At 68.4% G+C, this 17,163-nt stretch carries 16 protein-coding genes and 1 pseudogene; 10 read left to right on the top strand and 7 right to left on the bottom strand.

Annotated elements, in window-relative coordinates:
- Window positions 1-1,981: hypothetical protein (locus tag BCD48_RS36635; RefSeq protein WP_131804173.1), on the bottom strand; the 1,981-nt coding region annotated here is incomplete at its 3' end.
- A 282-nt stretch (window positions 1,982-2,263) separates the two neighbouring features.
- Here BCD48_RS36635 and BCD48_RS36640 point away from each other — a divergent pair.
- Complete coding sequence (locus BCD48_RS36640) at window positions 2,264-4,084, top strand: ATP-binding protein (RefSeq protein WP_071052995.1); 1,821 nt, start codon at window positions 2,264-2,266, stop codon at window positions 4,082-4,084.
- Between the two features lie 220 nt (window positions 4,085-4,304).
- On the opposite strand, the gene BCD48_RS47750 is transcribed toward BCD48_RS36640, so the two are convergent.
- Window positions 4,305-4,712 carry an NYN domain-containing protein gene (locus BCD48_RS47750; protein WP_241842278.1) on the bottom strand — a complete coding sequence of 136 codons (408 nt, stop codon included), beginning with the start codon at window positions 4,710-4,712 and terminating at the stop codon, window positions 4,305-4,307.
- Window positions 4,713-4,802: 90 nt separating this feature from the next.
- Window positions 4,803-5,009: a hypothetical protein gene (locus BCD48_RS56970; protein ID WP_071052996.1), complete on the bottom strand. Its 207-nt coding sequence runs from the start codon at window positions 5,007-5,009 to the stop codon at window positions 4,803-4,805.
- A 432-nt stretch (window positions 5,010-5,441) separates the two neighbouring features.
- Between BCD48_RS56970 and BCD48_RS36655 the strand changes: the two genes are divergently transcribed.
- Window positions 5,442-6,677, top strand: a complete 1,236-nt coding sequence (locus BCD48_RS36655; RefSeq protein WP_071052997.1) for an effector-associated domain EAD1-containing protein — start codon at window positions 5,442-5,444, stop codon at window positions 6,675-6,677.
- Window positions 6,678-6,756: 79 nt separating this feature from the next.
- Here BCD48_RS36655 and BCD48_RS52675 read toward each other — a convergent pair.
- Together BCD48_RS52675 and BCD48_RS36660 are read right to left on the bottom strand one after the other, a co-directional pair.
- Window positions 6,757-6,855: pseudogene (locus tag BCD48_RS52675) on the bottom strand (HhH-GPD-type base excision DNA repair protein); the annotation flags it as partial.
- Between the two features lie 481 nt (window positions 6,856-7,336).
- Entirely contained in the window at window positions 7,337-8,197 is an 861-nt protein-coding gene (locus tag BCD48_RS36660; RefSeq protein ID WP_071052998.1) for an alpha/beta hydrolase family protein, read from the bottom strand.
- A gap of 538 nt (window positions 8,198-8,735) precedes the next feature.
- On the opposite strand from BCD48_RS36660, the gene BCD48_RS36665 reads away from it, so the two are divergent.
- The 8 genes from BCD48_RS36665 to BCD48_RS51725 all read left to right on the top strand — a co-directional run bounded on the left by BCD48_RS36665 (window position 8,736) and on the right by BCD48_RS51725 (window position 15,554).
- Window positions 8,736-9,662, top strand: a complete 927-nt coding sequence (locus BCD48_RS36665; protein WP_071052999.1) for an SDR family NAD(P)-dependent oxidoreductase — start codon at window positions 8,736-8,738, stop codon at window positions 9,660-9,662.
- 269 nt (window positions 9,663-9,931) lie between these two features.
- The gene (locus BCD48_RS36670) at window positions 9,932-11,098 is read left to right on the top strand and encodes a sensor histidine kinase (protein WP_071053000.1); all 1,167 of its coding nucleotides are present in this window, start codon (window positions 9,932-9,934) and stop codon (window positions 11,096-11,098) included.
- Window positions 11,091-11,804, top strand: coding sequence for a response regulator (locus BCD48_RS36675; protein ID WP_071053001.1), 714 nt, complete (start codon window positions 11,091-11,093; stop codon window positions 11,802-11,804). Before BCD48_RS36670 ends, BCD48_RS36675 begins: the two co-directional genes overlap by 8 nt.
- A 488-nt stretch (window positions 11,805-12,292) precedes the next feature.
- Window positions 12,293-12,871 (top strand): TetR/AcrR family transcriptional regulator, encoded by a 579-nt coding sequence (locus tag BCD48_RS36680; protein ID WP_071053002.1) that lies wholly within the window; start codon window positions 12,293-12,295, stop codon window positions 12,869-12,871.
- 75 nt (window positions 12,872-12,946) lie between these two features.
- Complete coding sequence (locus tag BCD48_RS36685) at window positions 12,947-13,726, top strand: SDR family oxidoreductase (RefSeq protein WP_071053003.1); 780 nt, start codon at window positions 12,947-12,949, stop codon at window positions 13,724-13,726.
- A 381-nt stretch (window positions 13,727-14,107) separates the two neighbouring features.
- Window positions 14,108-14,779, top strand: coding sequence for a TetR family transcriptional regulator (locus BCD48_RS36690; RefSeq protein ID WP_071053004.1), 672 nt, complete (start codon window positions 14,108-14,110; stop codon window positions 14,777-14,779).
- Entirely contained in the window at window positions 14,769-15,335 is a 567-nt protein-coding gene (locus BCD48_RS36695; RefSeq protein ID WP_241842279.1) for a DUF2867 domain-containing protein, read from the top strand. The genes BCD48_RS36690 and BCD48_RS36695 overlap by 11 nt, the downstream gene beginning before the upstream one ends.
- Before the next feature lie 48 nt (window positions 15,336-15,383).
- The gene (locus tag BCD48_RS51725; RefSeq protein WP_157910606.1) at window positions 15,384-15,554 is read left to right on the top strand and encodes a hypothetical protein; all 171 of its coding nucleotides are present in this window, start codon (window positions 15,384-15,386) and stop codon (window positions 15,552-15,554) included.
- Between the two features lie 148 nt (window positions 15,555-15,702).
- On the opposite strand, the gene BCD48_RS36700 is transcribed toward BCD48_RS51725, so the two are convergent.
- Window positions 15,703-16,434 carry an NADPH-dependent F420 reductase gene (locus BCD48_RS36700; protein ID WP_274536622.1) on the bottom strand — a complete coding sequence of 244 codons (732 nt, stop codon included), beginning with the start codon at window positions 16,432-16,434 and terminating at the stop codon, window positions 15,703-15,705.
- The gene (locus BCD48_RS36705) at window positions 16,386-16,730 is read right to left on the bottom strand and encodes a winged helix-turn-helix transcriptional regulator (RefSeq protein WP_071053007.1); all 345 of its coding nucleotides are present in this window, start codon (window positions 16,728-16,730) and stop codon (window positions 16,386-16,388) included. Before BCD48_RS36705 ends, BCD48_RS36700 begins: the two co-directional genes overlap by 49 nt.
- Window positions 16,731-17,163 lie beyond the last annotated feature (433 nt).

Here is a 17,163-nt window from a genome sequence, read left to right on the forward strand (position 1 = left end):
CCCCCGCACCGGCCCACAGCAGTAGGCCCGCCACCCGTGCCCAGGCCGGCCAGGACCCGAGCCATCGCGCCATCACCGCCGGCTCGGCGGCGGCCACCTCGCTCAGCGTCGGAACGTTCCAGCCGGCCTGGCTCGCGAGACTGCCCATCACCCGCTCGCCGAGACTGGACAGCATGACTGTGTCCCCGGCCCGGCAGACGAGGCCCAGCCCCGCCATCCGGTCGGCGACAAGCGCCGTCAGCCGCGCCTGCCGTGCGAGCTCGGCGCGCTCGTCGGCGTCGAGCGGCTCGTCCAAGCCGATCAGGCGCTCCAGCTCGTCGTCGTCCGGCAGCGCGTACGCGCCCGGGTCAAGCGGGTCCCACGCCCGCATGCTCATGGCCAGTGACGCGCCCGGGTCCTCCGGGCCCGCGGGCGGTACCGGAAGGACCGGCTCCCGCGCACGCTGGATGACCCAGTCCAGGCCGATAGCCGCCAGACGCGCGACGGAGGCCGTCCCCTGCTGGCCGAACAGCTCGAACAGGACCGGGACGTCGCCGTCGACGACCCGCTCGTCGTCCTCGTCCGACGTGAACTCGTCGGGCTCAAGGAACAGATCGTCATCCTCGTCCGACGCGAGGAACGGGTCGTCGTCCTCGCCCAGCCCAGGCGTGTCCGGCTCACGCTCGCCCCGCTCGGCGCCTTCGGCCGGCTGGCCGACACCCTGGTCGCAGGCCTGCCCGTGCCCGTCCCCGTCCCCGGTCAGGCCGGCCACCATCGTGCGCACAGCCGCGTAGCTCGTCACCGCGAGGTTCAACAGGTCGTCGGCGTCGCCCTCCCGCCATATGGACCACGCCTCGCCCGCGGCCACCCGGCCGTCCTGGACGCGAAGCATCGAGACGGCTCGGGCGAACCGCGCGACGCGCTCCATCACCGGCTCCGGCACACCCAGGTGGGCCGCCGTGTCCCCGAGGTGCCGGCCAAGCTCCGCCTCGCCGGCACCGCCCCGCTCGTCCACCCAGCGGGCGAGGCCCGCCGCGGCCGAGAGCAGCGGAGCCGAGCGGACGAGCGCCGCTGTATCCGCGGTGTCTCCACCGTTGACGCCTGGAACAGGCACGCGTGGCGCGAGTGGCGCCAGGTCGAGGACAGGCGGTAGGCACCCGCCGTAGTCTTCCCGACGGTCGCTCAGCTCCGCCACAATTGGGCCGACCAAGATGTCCTCCGACGGCGCGAGATCGCGGAACTCCTCCCGCAGGGCCTTGCTGAGCCCCGCCGCCGTGACACCATCGATCACTCGGTCCACCCAGGCCTCGATCCGCGCGAACGCGGACTCGTCTCTGCCGTCCTCCTGATAGAGGTATGGCAGGTAGAAGGCTCTGACGCCAAGCTCCACGCCGGAACGCACGGCTTCGGAGAGCTGGCCGACGACTGCCGCGCGCGCGTGCCGCGCGGACGCCGCCCCCGTCGGCTCGATCTCGTCGGGAGCGGTCGTCGCGGCGAGAAAGGCGGCTTTCCGGTCCGCCAGGGGACGCTCGCGGTAACGCGCGAGCCAGACGCGTACGGCGGACTCGTCGGTGACCTCAACGCCTTCGTCACGCATGAGGCGGGCGTAGAAACGCTCCCAGGTCGTCCGTTCCGGCGCGACGAGCGCCTCCTCGTAGTCCGCAGTGGACTCGTCGACGGCCGCGTGGAGCTTCGCCAGCTTCTTCGCGCTCAGCAGGCGAGCCGCGTGCTGCTCGTCCGCCAGAGCCTTCAGCACGCGAGCGCAGACTCCCAGGTCGTCCCGGGCCGGCGCCGCGAGCGTCGGCAGGATCCCGGTCAGGATCTCCCGGGCCAGCGCCGCGGTAATCTCCGGCAGCCCGGCCCGCACCCGCGAGTCCCTGTGAAGCAAGACGACCGCGACCGTCGTGACGGCCGGCCCGGCCGGCAGGGCCTGGCCCCGGGCCTCGGCCGAGCGAAGAAGACGGTCGACACCGACGCCGAGCACCTCGTCAAGCCCTGTCACCTCGTCATGTCCGGCCATGACCCAGAGATCTACCAGAGTGGGTGAATCAGCCGCGTAGCGGTCGCGGCGGACAGGCCACGAGGAGACACGGGGTACCGGGTGCTCCGGTGGCCACGCCTCCACCGGCGGCGCGGCCTGTCCGGAGGCCCCGCCTCGGCGAACGGTGCTGCGCCAACTCCCAGCGCCGACAGGTGACACAGCAAGCCTAACGCAGCCTAACAAGATTCCGTTACCTTACAACATCGTGCTAGGCTTGCGTCAGGCTCTCTGGGAGGCTGCGGCGTGGATGCAGACGGACTGGCCGAGATCGTTGCCTCGCTTCGCCGGATCGGCCGGGACGACGCAGGTCTGGAGGTCAAGCGGGCGTCAACCGACAAGCTGCCCGGTGAGACCATACAGACGCTATGCGCATTCGCGAACACTCCAGGCGGCGGCGTCCTGATCCTGGGGCTCGACGAGGCCCGCGGGTTCGAGGCGACTGGATGCGAGCAGGCCGCGAAGCTCGCAGTTGACATCGCAGGAGTGTGTCGGGACGGCCTCGTTCCGCCGCTCATGCCTCTGATCAGCACGCCGGAGTTCGAGGGCAGAACCTTGGTGGTCGCCGAAGTACCGGAGCTCGACCCTGCAGACAAGCCATGTTTTCTTCGGGGCAAAGGCCAGCCCAATGGCTCGTACATTCGTATCTCGGACGGAGACCATCGACTCACGTCATACGAAGTGAGCCAGCTGCTCCTCAATCGAGGCCAGCCGATTTTCGACTTGGAACCCGTTGAAGATGCGCGCAGAGTCGATCTGCACGACGAACTCGTCGCGGACTATCTGCGGGACCTTCGCCTCTCCCGACCAGCCTTGGCCCGCCGGGACGACGATGATCTACTTAGCCGGTCCGGAATATTGGTAAGAAGCTCGCTCGACAGTCAGCACCTCGTACCGTCACTGGGCGGGCTGCTCTCGCTCGGCCGGGATCCGCAGGGTTTCGACTCACTGCGTGGATGTTCGATCGCCGTGACCGTATACCCTACACCACGCAAGGGCGAGCCCGGTCCAGACGGCCAGCGATTCCTGGACGACAAGATACTTGAAGGCCCAGCGCCACTTCTTCTCGCCGAAGTTATCGACATCCTGTTCGCGCGCATGAGCCGGCGCGGAATAGTCGCGGGAATTGGCAGAGAGGACCGTTGGGAGTATCCACTCGAGGCACTACGAGAAGTCCTTGTCAATGCGGTGGCGCACCGGGACTACAGTCCAATGGCCAGGGGGACGCGCATCCATGTTGAGATGTACCCGGATCGCCTTGAGGTAATCTCACCGGGTGGGCTCTTCGGGCCCGTCAGTATCGACCGACTGGGACTGGGAGACGAGAGCATAGCGTCCGCTCGCAACCGGGTACTCGTCGACATCCTCGAGAACGTGCGTTTTCACCGAGATCGAAGAGCCCTGTGCGAAGGGCGGGCGACCGGTATCCCCACCGTCCTAAACAGCCTGCGTCAGGCCGGGCTCGTACCTCCCAGGTTCAAGGACAACATAAGCGAGTTTCGAGTCGTCATGCCAAACAGGGCGCTGCTCGACGAGGACACCCGGACCTGGCTTTTCTCGTTGGGTCAGCACGACATCTCCGGGACGCAGGAGATGGCCCTCGCAGTACTTCGGACTGGCCGGGCGCTGACGAGCGACGAATACCGCGTCGAACTCGCGGTGGACAGTAAGGTCGCCCGTCGCGAGCTGGGTGATCTTGTCCAACGAGGTCTGGTCAGAATGGTCAACCAGCGCCGATGGGCGAGGTACGTCCTTGACGACGCGGCCGAGGATCCCCACCCGACACTTTTCTCGGATCTCCTTGAACACGAGGCGCGGCACCAACCCGCGGGAGTCGTCCGCAAAAATAATACTCGCGAGCCCATCACACGGAAGCAACGTGTTCTGGACCTCCTGACCGCTGAGGCTCCTCTGACCCGCGCGAAGATAGCTACTCGCCTATCCTTGGGTGATCGGCAGGTTAGTTATGAGCTGACCAAGCTGATCGGCGAGGGACTGGTCGTCCGAACAACCGCGTCCTATAGCGACCCTAATGCCGCGTATCGCCCCACGAGTCAACCGGTATGATCTCCACGCCATTTCTTGACCGCTATACCGATTCATGCCCCGGCCCGTCAAACGCTGACACGGTCGCCCGCCGTGGTCCTTCACTTCGGCATCAGCGGAACCGCAGATCGGAATCTGACGCTTCATGGTCAGGCAAGTGCGGATTGCCTCGTCCGACTCCATCCTTCCGATACCCGCTGGTCCAGGACCATGCCGATAAGCAGCGCCAACGGGTCGTTCGTCAGCTGAACAGGACGCCCACGTCGTACGCACCCTCACAGGCAAGACGCACAAAATCGACCGCGAGAGCGACGTCGATACCCTTCTCCTGCGCGGGCTCTGCGGGCCATGCCTTCGGGTAGCGAAGCTGCCGGCGCACGACGACCACCCGAGGATCACGGGCCCAGCGGTCGGCCTGCCGGTCGCTGGCCCTCGCGGCCTCCGGCTGGTGATCGGGGCTGGGACGGCCGCGGTAGACACGGACGGCCGCAAGCTCACCGCCCAGTCGTCGCCCGTCGACGATCCGCTGCGCCACGCGCACGGGATCCACGTGTCCACGTTGGCCAGGTGTGCCGGAGGGCAGGAACCTGCTGCGCGCCGAAAGGTGAACGTTCTGGCAGTCGATGAAGACGGCAACTCGCGGGGTCATGACGTAGCCGATCTAGAAAAAAGCCCCGCCAGTCCCGGAGGACGGCGGGGAGGAAGTTCCTCAGACGCTACTAGCGCGAGCCATGGCCCGTCAAACGCCAGGGAGGTCACCGCCTGCGACTTCTTGATCGACAACCGAGTCGGGGCTGACACTCCACAGTCGGACGAGCACGGAACGCCCCGTCCCACTCCATCCTTCCGAGACCCGCTGGTCCAGCACCATGCCGATCAGCAGCGCCAATGGGTCGTTCGTCAGCAGTTCGTCCGCTTCGTCGATCTGGCTCAGGTGCAGTCCCACCCGATCACAGTAGCGGCCGGGCGGCCGGTCGGAGCCCGGGCTCCAGGCCGGGCAGACGCCACACCGCCAGGGCAGGTCAACCGGCCTCGGCCGTGCCAGCCGCCCAGGCGCCATCGGCCAGAAGGCGACGGCCTTGGCACAGCCCGCCGCAGCTCGGCCAGCGACGCGCCGGCCGCTCCTATTTCCCGCCCATCGTCGACGGCAAGCACGAAGCTCACCGAGGATCGACATCGGAGAGTGGGTGAACATCGACTCACCGGAAGGACCTGGACTGTGGGCGATGTTCTTCGAAACCAGTCTCGTCCCGACGCGACTCGCCCCCTACAATAATTCTCCAGGAGCTCGCCAACGGAGGAGACGATCGTCACGCTTCTCGCGGGATTCCATGCGGAGGACACTGGGGCTGCCCTGATTCCGCTAGGTGTCTCAGTAATGGGACTGGCCTGGACTCTCCTCGGCGTGAGCTTCATATTCGTACCGCTCGCGTCCACGCGCCCCCGCGGCCAACGGCCACGGCGTCAAAAGGGTGCCCTGGACAGAATCGCGGCGGCCACGGCAGCCCTGAGCATCACGCCGGCTCCCGCGCCGGCTTTCCAGATCGCCACTGATGTCGCCAGACGCGGCCAGATCGTCACTCGCACACTCCTGCTGGTCGTGTTTCAGTTCGTTCTCATGTCGCTCGGCTTTATTACGACGTCGTTCGGGTTGATCCTTCGCGAATCTGCGACTTCGCGCGACACCATTCCACTCGAAGTGGCAGCAAGATGGTTCGGTCTAGTGGCCGTCTATTTACTTTTCATCGGCATCTCGGGTGGAGTTCAGAAGTCGATTCGGAATCAGCATCCGAGGTTCTTCGCGGAACATCACCTACTGCGTTCCCTGGAGCTGATATCGACGTTGCGACAGGGCACGCCAGACGGCAGCGGCGGCCCCGTCGACGTCGATCAGGCCCGCCAGGACCTCATCGCGGAGTTTGGGGTGGTCGCCACATACCTACGGCGCTACATCGGACGGCGTCGCCCTTTCTTGGGGCCCGAGGCACGTGGCAACGCCCGGCAGCGGGCGACCGAAATCGCGCGAACAATGACCGCCTACCAGGAGGTAGCCCTCTACGGCTCGATGGAGGATATCTTCTCGCTGGCTCCCGAGGTCTGGCGGAGCCTCGTCGCACTCGCCGAGCAGCGCCTCGGGGACCTGCCTCGGGTAGGCGGAGCGCCTAGATCCGATGAGGTACACAAGCATGGGCTCGGGGTGTCGCCCGAGTGCGACGACGACACAGCCACAAGGCTCGACGAGCAGCCATTCCGACAACGTTCCGGTAAATTCCAACCGGAAGATGTGGACGTGTTGCGACGGGCCATGAGCCGTATCTACACGACTGCCGCGAGCGCCGACCCAGTGCTGACCGGCGCCGAATACCCGCCGGAGCGGCGGCCTAATATCGATTACCACCGGCCAGAGACCGCCTGGCGCGAGATTTTCAAGGATTTGGAGAACGGCGCCGTGGAGGACCCCTACAGGCGCCTGCTCACCTGCGCCTTGGAATCCCATCCGGCCAATCCGGTCCTGCGCGAGCTCGCCATCCGATATGGTTTGCCAGTTCCACGGAATCGAGCGCTCCCTCGAACCGGAAACCCGACTCCACGGTTCCGCTGGCCGCGCTTCTAGAACTCAGAAAGCCCGCCGAGCCATAGATGGCCACAGCGCGTCAGGGCGAAGATCTCCGGACGTTCTCACTCCATGGTTCCGGGATTGGCTGGTCCAGCACCATCCCGATCAACAGCGCCAGCGGATCGTTCGTTAGCAGCTCGTCCGCCTCGGCGATCTGGCTCAGGTGCAGTCCCACGAGAACACCGTAGCCGGCCGTGCCGCGGGGACTCGTGACACCGTCCGCCAGACGGCCGTGTGCTCAGCCGTACCGGCACCCCTGAACGCGGCTGCCCGCGGGAGGAACCGATCCGGACGGACGCGCGGTTCCTTTCCCATGGTTCACGGTCAGGACTCAGCCTGCGAAGAACAGCAACCGGACGCCGGACGCCGCCGGTGTGACGGCGCCCGTCCATGGTGGGCGAACTTCGCAGACCCGGCGAGGCCTCGGGCGGCGCATGACGGGGATGGCTGACAGCGTGTCCGACGTACGTGGGAGTGCGTCCACGAAGATCGCCATAGCGGCGCGGGCCGTTGCCGAGCGCGTACGCCACCACGACCGACCACGTATCGGCAACGAGCTCAAGCGCGGAGCGCGCAGGACAGTCCTCGATGAAAACGTCGTAGTCCGTCATCAGAGCCCCGAGCGTCCGGGCCAGGTGGTGGTCGGTCCGAGGCGGTCATCCGGCGGACGGGCGCACGGCCGCCGTGCTCAGGTTTGCCTGGAACCATTCGCTGACCACTCGGTCCACAGCCCTGGCGAGCGGGGTCGGCGGCGCCGGCTCCAGGCCCGGGGGTTCGGCGAGCGGGTGCTCCAGGCCGGCGATCGTGCTGAGCCTGACCCGGCCGGTATCCGGGTACCCGGCCTGGAGCGCCGGCACCAGTTCGTGGGCGTCGGCGCGGCTGGTCGGGTAGTCGAGGTCGCCACTGACCACGAGCACCGCTGGCGGCGGATTCCGACCGCTGATCAGGCCCGCGTGAGCGACGAAGTCCAGGCGCCTGGCCGCGGCCCGCGCCTGCTCGCTCCACGGGTAGGACGTACCGGCCGTCGCGGTGAATATCTCGACCACCGTCCGAGCCCGGATGGCCGGGTTCACCAGCGCCACTGCCGAGACCTGGACCGGCACGCGCGCCAACACGTTCAGCGCGACGGTGCCGCCGAGCGAAGCGCCCACGATGCCAATCGGCTCGTCGCGCAGCGAGAACTGTTCCCGCAACGCGTCGAGCGCCGCCGGAAACTCCTCGGTGGCCTGCCGAACCACCGGGTCGATATATCCCAGCACCGGGTCGGCCAACGCGGCCTCGTACGCCCCCTCCACCGGACGCCGGCCGACCAGCGGCATCCCGAGATGCACCCGCCAGGCAGGTACCGCGGCCAACGGAAGTGCCGCGGCGAACGCCGCGTCCGAACGAGGCGCGTCCATCATGTGCCAGGTCACCACCAGCGGAGCCGGTTTGTCGAGGTCACCCGCCGGACGCAGCGCCGTAAACGGGACGCCGGCCGCCCAACCCGTGATCGTGGCGTTGTCATTCGCTGGCATGGGGACGAGCCTATGGCGCCGCCAATGCAACGGGACTCCACTCTGCTGGCGGCAGATCCGAGCTGCCGAACGCACGCACCGGCCCGGCGGCCCGCATGGCCGCGACGCTGCTCGCGATCACCGTGGTGCTGCTGGCCGCCACGCTCGCCGCGTGACACACAACCTGGCTACGGCCAGCCCACGCCCTCGCTGAGGCCGAATGAACGCCAGCGACGACCATGTTGATATTGGAGTTCTCATCCGTAGGGCCCCGTGGGGGTCGGTGTGAGCGGTTCTCGGTATGTCACCGCGTGCCCAGGCGCCGGGTTGGCCGCCACGTCCGATGATCCACCGGCAGCGCCTCAGGGCGGTCGTCGTGGGCCCCGGCCCCCGGTACACGCGTCATGGGTCGCTCGGCCAGGTTCGGAGTGGCCCGTGGGACGGCGGCGAGGCGGACCAGATGACATGACCGAATGAACTCCGGCCGGATGCGACGCTCCGGATATTCGTGAGCTACTGGCGTCGTCCGTTCACCTGCCGAACAACCCGAAAGGGCGACATGAGCGACGATGACGGCACGGCACCGAGGATTGGTCGCCGCCTCCTGCTCGCCGGCGCGACGGCTGGCTTGACTGCTGAACTCGCCAGGACGTCCCTTTCTCCCGCGTCCGCGTCCGCGGGGTCAGCACCACCGCCGGCACAGCTCCGGCGCTACGAGAACAAGGTCGTCGTCATCACCGGCGCGACGTCCGGCATCGGGAGGGCGGCGGCGATCGCCTTCGCCCGGGAAGGGGCGAAGGTCGGTTTCTGCGGCCGCCGCGAGAGCCTCGGGCTACAGGTCGAGCGCGAGATCCGCGCCGCGGGCGGAACCGCGACGTACATCCGGTCGGACGTGCGGGTGCCCGCGCAGGTCCAGTCGTTCGTGGACCGGGTCGCCCAGCTGTACGGCGGCCTGCACGTCGCGCTGAACAACGCCGGAGTCCAGCTGGTCAAGCCGCTGCACGAGATGACCGTCGCCGAATGGGACGACACGGCGCACACGAACACCCGGGGTGTCTTCCTCGCCATCAAGTACGAGGTTCCGCACATGAAACGGTCCGGCGGCGGCGTCATCCTCGTGACGGGGTCAGCGAACGAGTTCGCCAGCCGTCCCGGCCTGGGGGCCTACTCGGCGAGCAAGGGCGGTGTCACCGGACTCGTGCGGACAGCCGCGCTCGACTACGGCCCGGACCGAATCCGGGTGGCCGCTGTCTCGCCGGGCACCACCGACACCGGGCTGGTCGACGCGCGGCGCCCACCGAACGTCAACGACGAGCAGTGGGCTGCCCTGAAGGCACAGTATGGCGCGGCCAACGTGGACGCGCTGCGCCGGATGGCCCGGCCCGAGGAGATGGCCACCGCCGCACTGGCCCTGGCCTCCCCGGACATGAGCTTCCTGACCGGGACGTCGGTGCTGGTGGACGGAGGCATGCTCGCCGGCCTATGACACCGGGCCCAGACCGGTCGGCGCGCGGCCAACCGGTCTGGCGGCCGATTCTCGTCCAGGTGGCCGGTGTTCCCGGGGTGGGGCAAGGACCGGACCGCGGGCCGAGGCGTCGCTAAGCCTCGGCCACGTATCGTGAGGGTTGACGGACGCGACAGGGGCGGACGATGGGCTGGGTAGCGAAAAAGCCGGCGAGCCACGCGCCCTCGAATCCCCAGGTCGGCCCAGCACTGGCCCCGGAGCCGGTTTCCGGCGCCGCGGCGGTTGTCCGCATGGTCCGGGTCGCTGACCTGATCGTCTACGGGATCATCGGGGTCGGGACGGCGTTCAGCGCGCTCTCCGTCGTACCCGACGTCGTCCTGCTCGGTCTCGTCGCCCTCGCGGGCGCGCCGTTCGCGTTCGACGCCGCGGGGATACGCGTGCCGCCGGTGCTGGCGGTCACGGTGGCCCTTGCCTGCGTCGGCGGGGTGATTGGCCTGGGCGGAGGGAAGCTGGCAATGATGATCCCGATCGCCGTCGCCAGCTGGACCGCGCTGCGCAGCCCTTCGCTGTCACTGAACGCCCTGGTCATGGCGGGTGTACTGGGTCTGTCGGTCCTCGTGCAGCAGCGTCACCCGGAGGGGGCCGACGGCGGATTCGTCTATGCCAGCACGATGGTCTGGGCTGCGGCGGCTCTCTACGCGGCCGCGGCCGGCTACGCGCTGAGACGGACGAATGCGCTCGCGCTCCAGCTCACCGCCGCGCAGAACAAGCTCGCCACGGTGGCCGCCGCGGACGAGCGCCGCCGCATCGCCCAGGACGTCCATGACCTGGTCGCGCACTCCCTCGCCGTCGTGTTGCTGAACATCACCGGAGCGCGCCGGGCGATGAGCCGCGACCAACAGCTCGCCGACGAGGCGCTCGCGCGGGCCGAAGCGGTCGGCCGGGAGAGCATCGAGGGCGTCCGGCAGGTCGTCGGGCTGCTCCGCGACGCGGACGTACCGTCCGTCGGCGGATCGGGGCCGCTGCCCTACGCCCACGATCTCGACGCCCTCGTCGAGGGCTACCGGCGTGGCGGGCTGGTCGTGGAACTCCGGGTGGACGGTGAACTCGACGACGTCGACCAGGTCGCCGGGTCGGTGCTGTTCCGGACCGTGCGGGAGGCGCTGGCGAACGTCTCCCGGCACAGTCACGGAGTCCCAGCCCAGGTGGAGGTCGGCATCGACGCCGACGCTGTCGTCGTGGTGGTCCGCAATGGCCTGCCGGCCGGATGGCGGCACGGCGCCGCCGGATTCGGCCTGAGCGGTATCGCGGAGCGGGTCCAGGCGCTCGGCGGCGAGTTCTCGGCGGGCGCGGTCGATGGCCGTTGGCGGCTGGCGGCGACCATCCCGCTCGGTCACGCTCGACGTGCCGTCCGAGCTGGGGCACCGGGTTTGGCAGCGGAGCCGAGACATGGCTGACGGCTCATCCGGATACGCCGCCGGCGGGGCGCCAGCACCGTCGAGACCGATCAGGGTGCTGCTCGTCGACGACCAGGAGCTGATCCGCGCCGGGATCGCGCTGGTGCTCAGCGGGGAGGAGGGCATCGAGATCGTAGGCGAGCGCTCTGACGGCGACCAGGTGGTCGAGGCCGTCCAGGACCTGAGCCCTGACCTCATTCTGCTCGACATCCGGATGAACCGGATGGACGGGACCGACGCGATACGTGCCCTCGCCGGTCTCGGCGACCATCCTCCTGTGCTGGTGCTGACCACGTTCACCGACGACGAGGTCATGTGGGGCGCGATGGCTGCCGGGGCCAAGGGCTTCATCCTCAAGGACCGCCCGGCCGACGACATCGTGCGGGCGATCCAGCTCGTATCCGCGGGCGGCTCGTGGATCGACCCGTCGGCGAGCGAGCGCCTGCTCGGCGCCGTGCGGCGGGCGCCGTCGGCCGACCCGAGCGTGCGTCGGCGCCTCGCCCGCCTGTCCGACCGCGAACGCCAGGTGCTGCGCGCGATGGCCCGCGGCGCGAGCAACCGAGAGATCGCCACCGACCTGCACGTGAGCGAACGCACCGTGAAAGCCCACGTCGGCAGCATCTTCGGCAAGCTCGAGGTCCGTGACCGCGCGGCCGCCATCGTCCTCGCCTTCGACGCCGCCGCCTTCGACCTACCGGACTCCTGAGGCAGGAAGATCAGCTCAGCTCCGACCACCAAGGCCCTCCCACCCGTCAGTCACTACTCGCCCGTCGAACTCGCCGTCAGGCGGGGTCTTACCGGCTGAGACGTCGGCGGCCGGAGTCCGGCCACGGGCAGTCCGTCCGACGCCGTTCGTTCACCGACCTCGGTGTCATGGCCGGTCCGCGATGAGCGTTTTCTGGCCACCGGCGAGCCACCAGCCGCCATCGCGCAGGACGAGGACGTACATGGCCATTTCGGAGAAGCCTGGCGCGTCGGTGCTCCCGACCTCCGACAGCGACTGCCTCCGCGAACGGCTCGCCCCGCGGGAGCGGGAGGTGCTCGCGGAGATCGGTCACGGCCGGAACAACGCTCTCAGGGACATCCGAGGTGGCCGAGCGCCCCGGTGGCCGCGGCGCTGTCCTGGCGCGCAGTGTCTTCGCCACGGACCTCTTTTCTTGACCTGCAGTTCCATTTCGCCCTATCGTGACGGACGTGGCCCGCGGCAAGGCGTTCGATCCAGACACGGCAGTCGACAAGGCGATGGAGGTCTTCTGGGCCAACGGGTACGCCCACACCACGCCGCAGCAACTGGTCGACGCGCTCGGGATCGGCCGAGGCAGTCTCTACAACGCTTTCACCAGCAAGCGCGCGCTCTTCGAGCGGGCGCTGCGTCGCTACCACGAACGCGAGGCCGTGCAGATCATCCGGGTCCTGGACGGGTCGGGTCCGCCTCGGGAACGCCTGCGGGCCGCGCTCGACCTGGTGGTGACCGCCGCCCTGTCGGACGATAAACGGCGCGGCTGCATGATGGCGAACACGGCGGTCGAGTTCGGCGACGGGGACGAGCCGATAAACCACCTGGTACGCCGGACCTTCGACCGGCAGGAGGCAGCGTTCCGCAGCGCTATCGAGGAAGGCCAGCGGTCCGGCGACATTGATCGAGCAGCCGACGCCGGGGCGCTGGCCGCCCTCTTTCTCGCCACGATCAACGGCATCCGGGTTCTGGGCAAGGCTGATCCGAATCCGCAGCGGCTCGCTGGGCTCGCCGACACCCTCCTTCGCTCCCTGTAGCCGGTAGTCGGCAAGGAAGCTCGCCCAGCCCTCAGCCGCGCTATTTTTGTACCTATGGGTCAAGAAAGGACTATCATGGATCTTGGTCTTGCTGGCAGGACCGCGGTTGTCACCGGCGCGAGCAAGGGCATCGGGTTGGCCGTCGTACGCGCGCTGGCGGCCGAGGGGGTACGGGTGACCGCGGCCGCGCGCAAGGTCACCCCGCGGCTCGCCGCGCTCGGTGACGCCGTGACCCAGGTAGCCGTAGATCTCACCACGCCAGCCGGGGCCGGCCTCCTCGCCACCCAAGCCGGCGCGACAGACATTCTCGTCAACAACCTCGGGGGCGTGACCGACGACAGCATGCGCGCCCAGGGTTTCCTCGCGATACCGGACGAGTCCTGGCAGCAGACCTTCGAGCTCAACCTTTTCAGCGCCGTCCGGGTCACCCGGGCGCTCCTGCCGGGTCTCCTGGAACGACGGGGAGTCGTCATCACCATCTCATCGATCGGCGCCCGAGCCGCGTTCCAGCCAGTCGACTACGGCACGGCCAAGGCGGCGTTGACGAACCTGAGCAAGGCGCTCGCCGAAGAGTTCGGTGCGCGGGGGCTCCGAGCGCTGACGGTCAGCCCAGGCCCGACCCGAACCCGCAACTGGGCGGATGAAGATGGGTATGCGGGCCAACTGGCCAGGGCCAACGGAGTGACGCTGGACGAGTTTCTCGCCGAGGTGCCGGGACGGATGGGCATCACGACGGGGCGGCTCACGGAGCCGGAGGAGACAGCCGCGCTGGTCGCCTTTCTGGCCTCGCCGCAGGCCGGAAATCTCACCGGTGCCGACTACATCGCCGACGGCGGTGTCTTGAAGACCGTCTGATGTCGAGCCGCACCGACGAGGCCCGAACCTGACACTAAGCAGCCAGACGGACACGCCGTCCCATCCGACTCGTTCTTCCGAAACCCGCTGGTCCAGCACCATCCCGATCAGCAGCGCCAGCGGATCATTCGTCAGAAGCTCGTCCGCTTCGTCGATCTGGCTCAGGCGCAGGCCCACGACATCACCGTAGCCGACCACATCGCGGCGGCCGGCGTGATGTGGTCAGATCGCCGTGTACCTGGTGTGCGCCCAGCCTGCCTCGCGAGAGGTCATCGCGTGGCTCGGCAGAGCGTGGTAGGGAACCCGGCCTTGGGTCGGTCGTCCTGGCACGTAGTCGGTCAGCAGTTGCGTACAGACATGTATGTATGTTGTAGTGAGATCATGACGCAAGCCGAGCGCAGTGCGCGGTCTCGCGCCGCGCTGCTCGAGTCCGCCGCGCGCAACCTGTCCCAACACGGCTACGGCAACCTCGCCCTCGAGCGGGTGGCGGCGGACGCCGGCTACACAAGAGGTGCGCTCTACCACCACTTCAAGGACAAACAGGACCTGGCGATGGCCGTGATCGAGTGGGCCCACGCCACCTGGGTGCGTGAGGTCGGCCCCTCCGTCGCCGGCGAGGCCGGGCCCGTCGCGGCGCTTCTCGCTCTCGCGCGCGGCCACGCCGTCTTCTGCCGGCGAGACGTCGCCCGCATGGCCATTGCGCTCCGGATGGAGTTCTCCGGCAAGGACCATCCCGTCGGGCGCGAGGTGGAGGAAAAGTACCAGCTGCTCGTAGGCCGCTGCGCCGACCTGATCGAGGCCGCGCGCAGCACCGGATCGATTCCTGCCGGTCCGCGGCCAGAAGTTCTGGCTCAGGCCGTCATCGGCGCGCTCGAGGGAACCGTGATCGCGGTCGCCGGCCAGGCGCAGTACGACGAGCTTCTCGCAGCCCGTGCCGTCGCGGGCGTGCTCGGAATTCCCGCTTCGAAAGCCCTGCAGGGTGAGGATGAAAATGAAGCTCCCGAACACCGAACACACGTCACGGCCCTGGCGAATTCACGAAGTGGCGCCTGACTTCCACGTCGAGGATGTCTGGGCGCTGCCCACACCGGGCGCCGCGGAGGACTTCCCGAAACTGGTGCGGCGATTCGCCGGCGGCGACACCGCGAACAACCCGTCACGCCTCGCCCGGCTCCTCTTCACCATCCGCTGGCGCCTTGGGGCCCGGCTCGGCTGGGACGATCCCGCTTCGGGCGTCGGCACCCGGGTGCCGACACTGCGTGACCGCCTGCCAGCCGACCTGCGTGACGCCCCGGCCGGGCCGGCGTTCGACACTCTTCCGTTCCGGTCGGTCTACCTGACGGACAACGAGTGGGCCGCGGAGATGGCCAACCGCACTGTCCACACGGTGATGCACATCAGCTGGGTCCCGAACGACCCCGCCGACCGACAGCCAGGTGGCTACCGAGGCCAAATGACTGTGCTGGTGAAGCCGAACGGCCTGTTCGGGCGGGTCTACATGGCGGCGATCGCACCGTTTCGCCTGCTGATCGTCTACCCACCGCTGCTGCGAGGTATCGGAAAGAGCTGGCGCGAGAGCACCTCCCGCACCCCGCCGGTCGACGCCTAGGGCTTCGCCGGACCCGACCGCGAGAACGAGCCGATCTACGACTCCCAGATGACCATCGCGCTGCGCGAGGCCCCATCCGGCGGGACCACGCTCACCTTGGTCCGGGAGCGCCTCGACGTTCTGGCCGCCGCGCTGCCCCATGTCGCCGCGAAGGTCGAGTCCGGCTGGGCCGACGCCGTCACCAAACTCGCCGGCATCCTCGCCGGCGATGCGCCGTGACCGCGCCCGACACCCCGCTGACGTGATGATCCGCTACCGACTGGACGCGGATCACCCCTCCCCGGCCGGTCTTGCCGGAACGGCTTCTCCGGATGTGAGACCGACGGTGTGCCCATGTTCCGGGACCATGCCACTCCAGCCACCGTGCCTATGTGGGCGGGTGGGCGTCGACCAGGTTGAACACTGTGCTCGGGTCACGTCCGCCGAACAACAGCGAAATCACGATCGCGGCCATCGCCTCGAGATTGTGAGCATGGCGAAGATCGCCAACCGGCACGGGCTCACCTCCGACGTCACCGATGAGCTGGCGCGCGACGGCAGCCGCGGCTGGATGGTCGGTGCAATACGGCACGGCCAGGCGACGGCCGTCGAACAGCGGCGGGGCCATCTCCCACACCCGCGCGTGGCAGAGGTTGAACGCCTTCACCACCTGCCCGCCGGTCGCATCCTGTATGTCCCGCGCCATGGCCCGCCCAGGGGCGGTGACCAGGGTAAAGCGATCCACTTCAACTGGATTGTTGCAGTCGATGACCGGTTTGCCGCGCAAGGCGTCGCCGATCTCCGCCAACGTGGCCGACATGCCCTGGTACAGAACCGCGATCAGCACGACGTCGCCGAACGCGGCCGCTTCCCGGAAGTCGCCGGCATGGCCACCCCATTTCTGTGCCAGCGCATGCGCCTTCTCCGCCGTCCGTCCCGCGACCATGAGCTCGTGGCCGGCTGCCGCCCACCGAGTGCCGAGCGCGTCGGCCATCACACCGGCGCCGAGTATTCCGATTCGCATGCGGGCGACGCTAGGCAGCCGTGGGGAACCATCCGGTGCCCCAGCCGTCAGTCGGGTGGATCGCCCGCGAGCTCCTCGGCATGCTCCTCGGCCCACCGCGCGAGCACAGAGACCGGCTCCAGGAGGCTCCGGCCGAGGTTAGTCAGCCGATACTCGACGCCCTTGGGCGCCGTGGCCAGGCTCCGTCGCTCGACCACACCTCGCCGCTCCAGCTTGCGGAGAGTCTGAGTCAGCATCTTCTTGCTGATCCCACCGATCCGCTCACGAAGATCGCTGTAGCGCCGCGGGCCCTCGCCGAGGGCATACACGACCACGACCGACCAGGTGTCGGCTATGACGTCCAGCGCTGAGCGGGCGGGGCAGTCCGCCACGAATACGTCATAGTCGGCCATCAAACGCTCGCGACCGTGCCCAGGCGCTCCCCGACGGGAACACCGAACGACCGTTGACGCAAGGAGCGCCGGCGTGAGTCGTTCCTTGTTTCCGACATCTAATGGTCCAGCACCATCCCGATCAACAGCGCCAGCGGATCGTTCGTCAGCAGCTCGTCCGCCTCGGCGATCTGGCTCAGGTGCAGTCCCACTCCACCACCGTAGACCTCACACCGGTGGCGAAGAGGATCGGCCGCGCCTGGAACCTGTCGGCTGCTCAGAGCCTCGCGTCCCTTGGCAAGGCTTGTCATGTGATCGCGTCAAGTTGACAAGCCGCGGAGGCCGAACTGGACGCCAGCGGCATAGGCGACAGGCGACAGGCCCGATGATCGGCCTGTCGACAGGGGTTGCGGGGATCGACGCACGCTGGCCCTGGCCACACAGTCCCGGCCGC

This window comes from Pseudofrankia coriaricola, assembly GCF_001854805.1.
GTDB lineage: Bacteria > Actinomycetota > Actinomycetes > Frankiales > Frankiaceae > Pseudofrankia.

Bases quoted from the DNA above. Each gene is read 5' to 3' on its own strand.
- BCD48_RS47750 (WP_241842278.1), bottom strand. From the start codon at position 4,712: ATGACCCCGCGAGTTGCCGTCTTCATCGACTGCCAGAACGTTCACCTT.
- BCD48_RS36655 (WP_071052997.1), top strand. From the start codon at position 5,442: ATGGGACTGGCCTGGACTCTCCTCGGCGTGAGCTTCATATTCGTACCG.
- BCD48_RS36660 (WP_071052998.1), bottom strand. From the start codon at position 8,197: ATGCCAGCGAATGACAACGCCACGATCACGGGTTGGGCGGCCGGCGTC.
- BCD48_RS36665 (WP_071052999.1), top strand. From the start codon at position 8,736: ATGAGCGACGATGACGGCACGGCACCGAGGATTGGTCGCCGCCTCCTG.
- BCD48_RS36670 (WP_071053000.1), top strand. From the start codon at position 9,932: ATGGTCCGGGTCGCTGACCTGATCGTCTACGGGATCATCGGGGTCGGG.
- BCD48_RS36675 (WP_071053001.1), top strand. From the start codon at position 11,091: ATGGCTGACGGCTCATCCGGATACGCCGCCGGCGGGGCGCCAGCACCG.
- BCD48_RS36685 (WP_071053003.1), top strand. From the start codon at position 12,947: ATGGATCTTGGTCTTGCTGGCAGGACCGCGGTTGTCACCGGCGCGAGC.
- BCD48_RS36690 (WP_071053004.1), top strand. From the start codon at position 14,108: ATGACGCAAGCCGAGCGCAGTGCGCGGTCTCGCGCCGCGCTGCTCGAG.
- BCD48_RS51725 (WP_157910606.1), top strand. From the start codon at position 15,384: ATGACCATCGCGCTGCGCGAGGCCCCATCCGGCGGGACCACGCTCACC.
- BCD48_RS36705 (WP_071053007.1), bottom strand. From the start codon at position 16,730: ATGGCCGACTATGACGTATTCGTGGCGGACTGCCCCGCCCGCTCAGCG.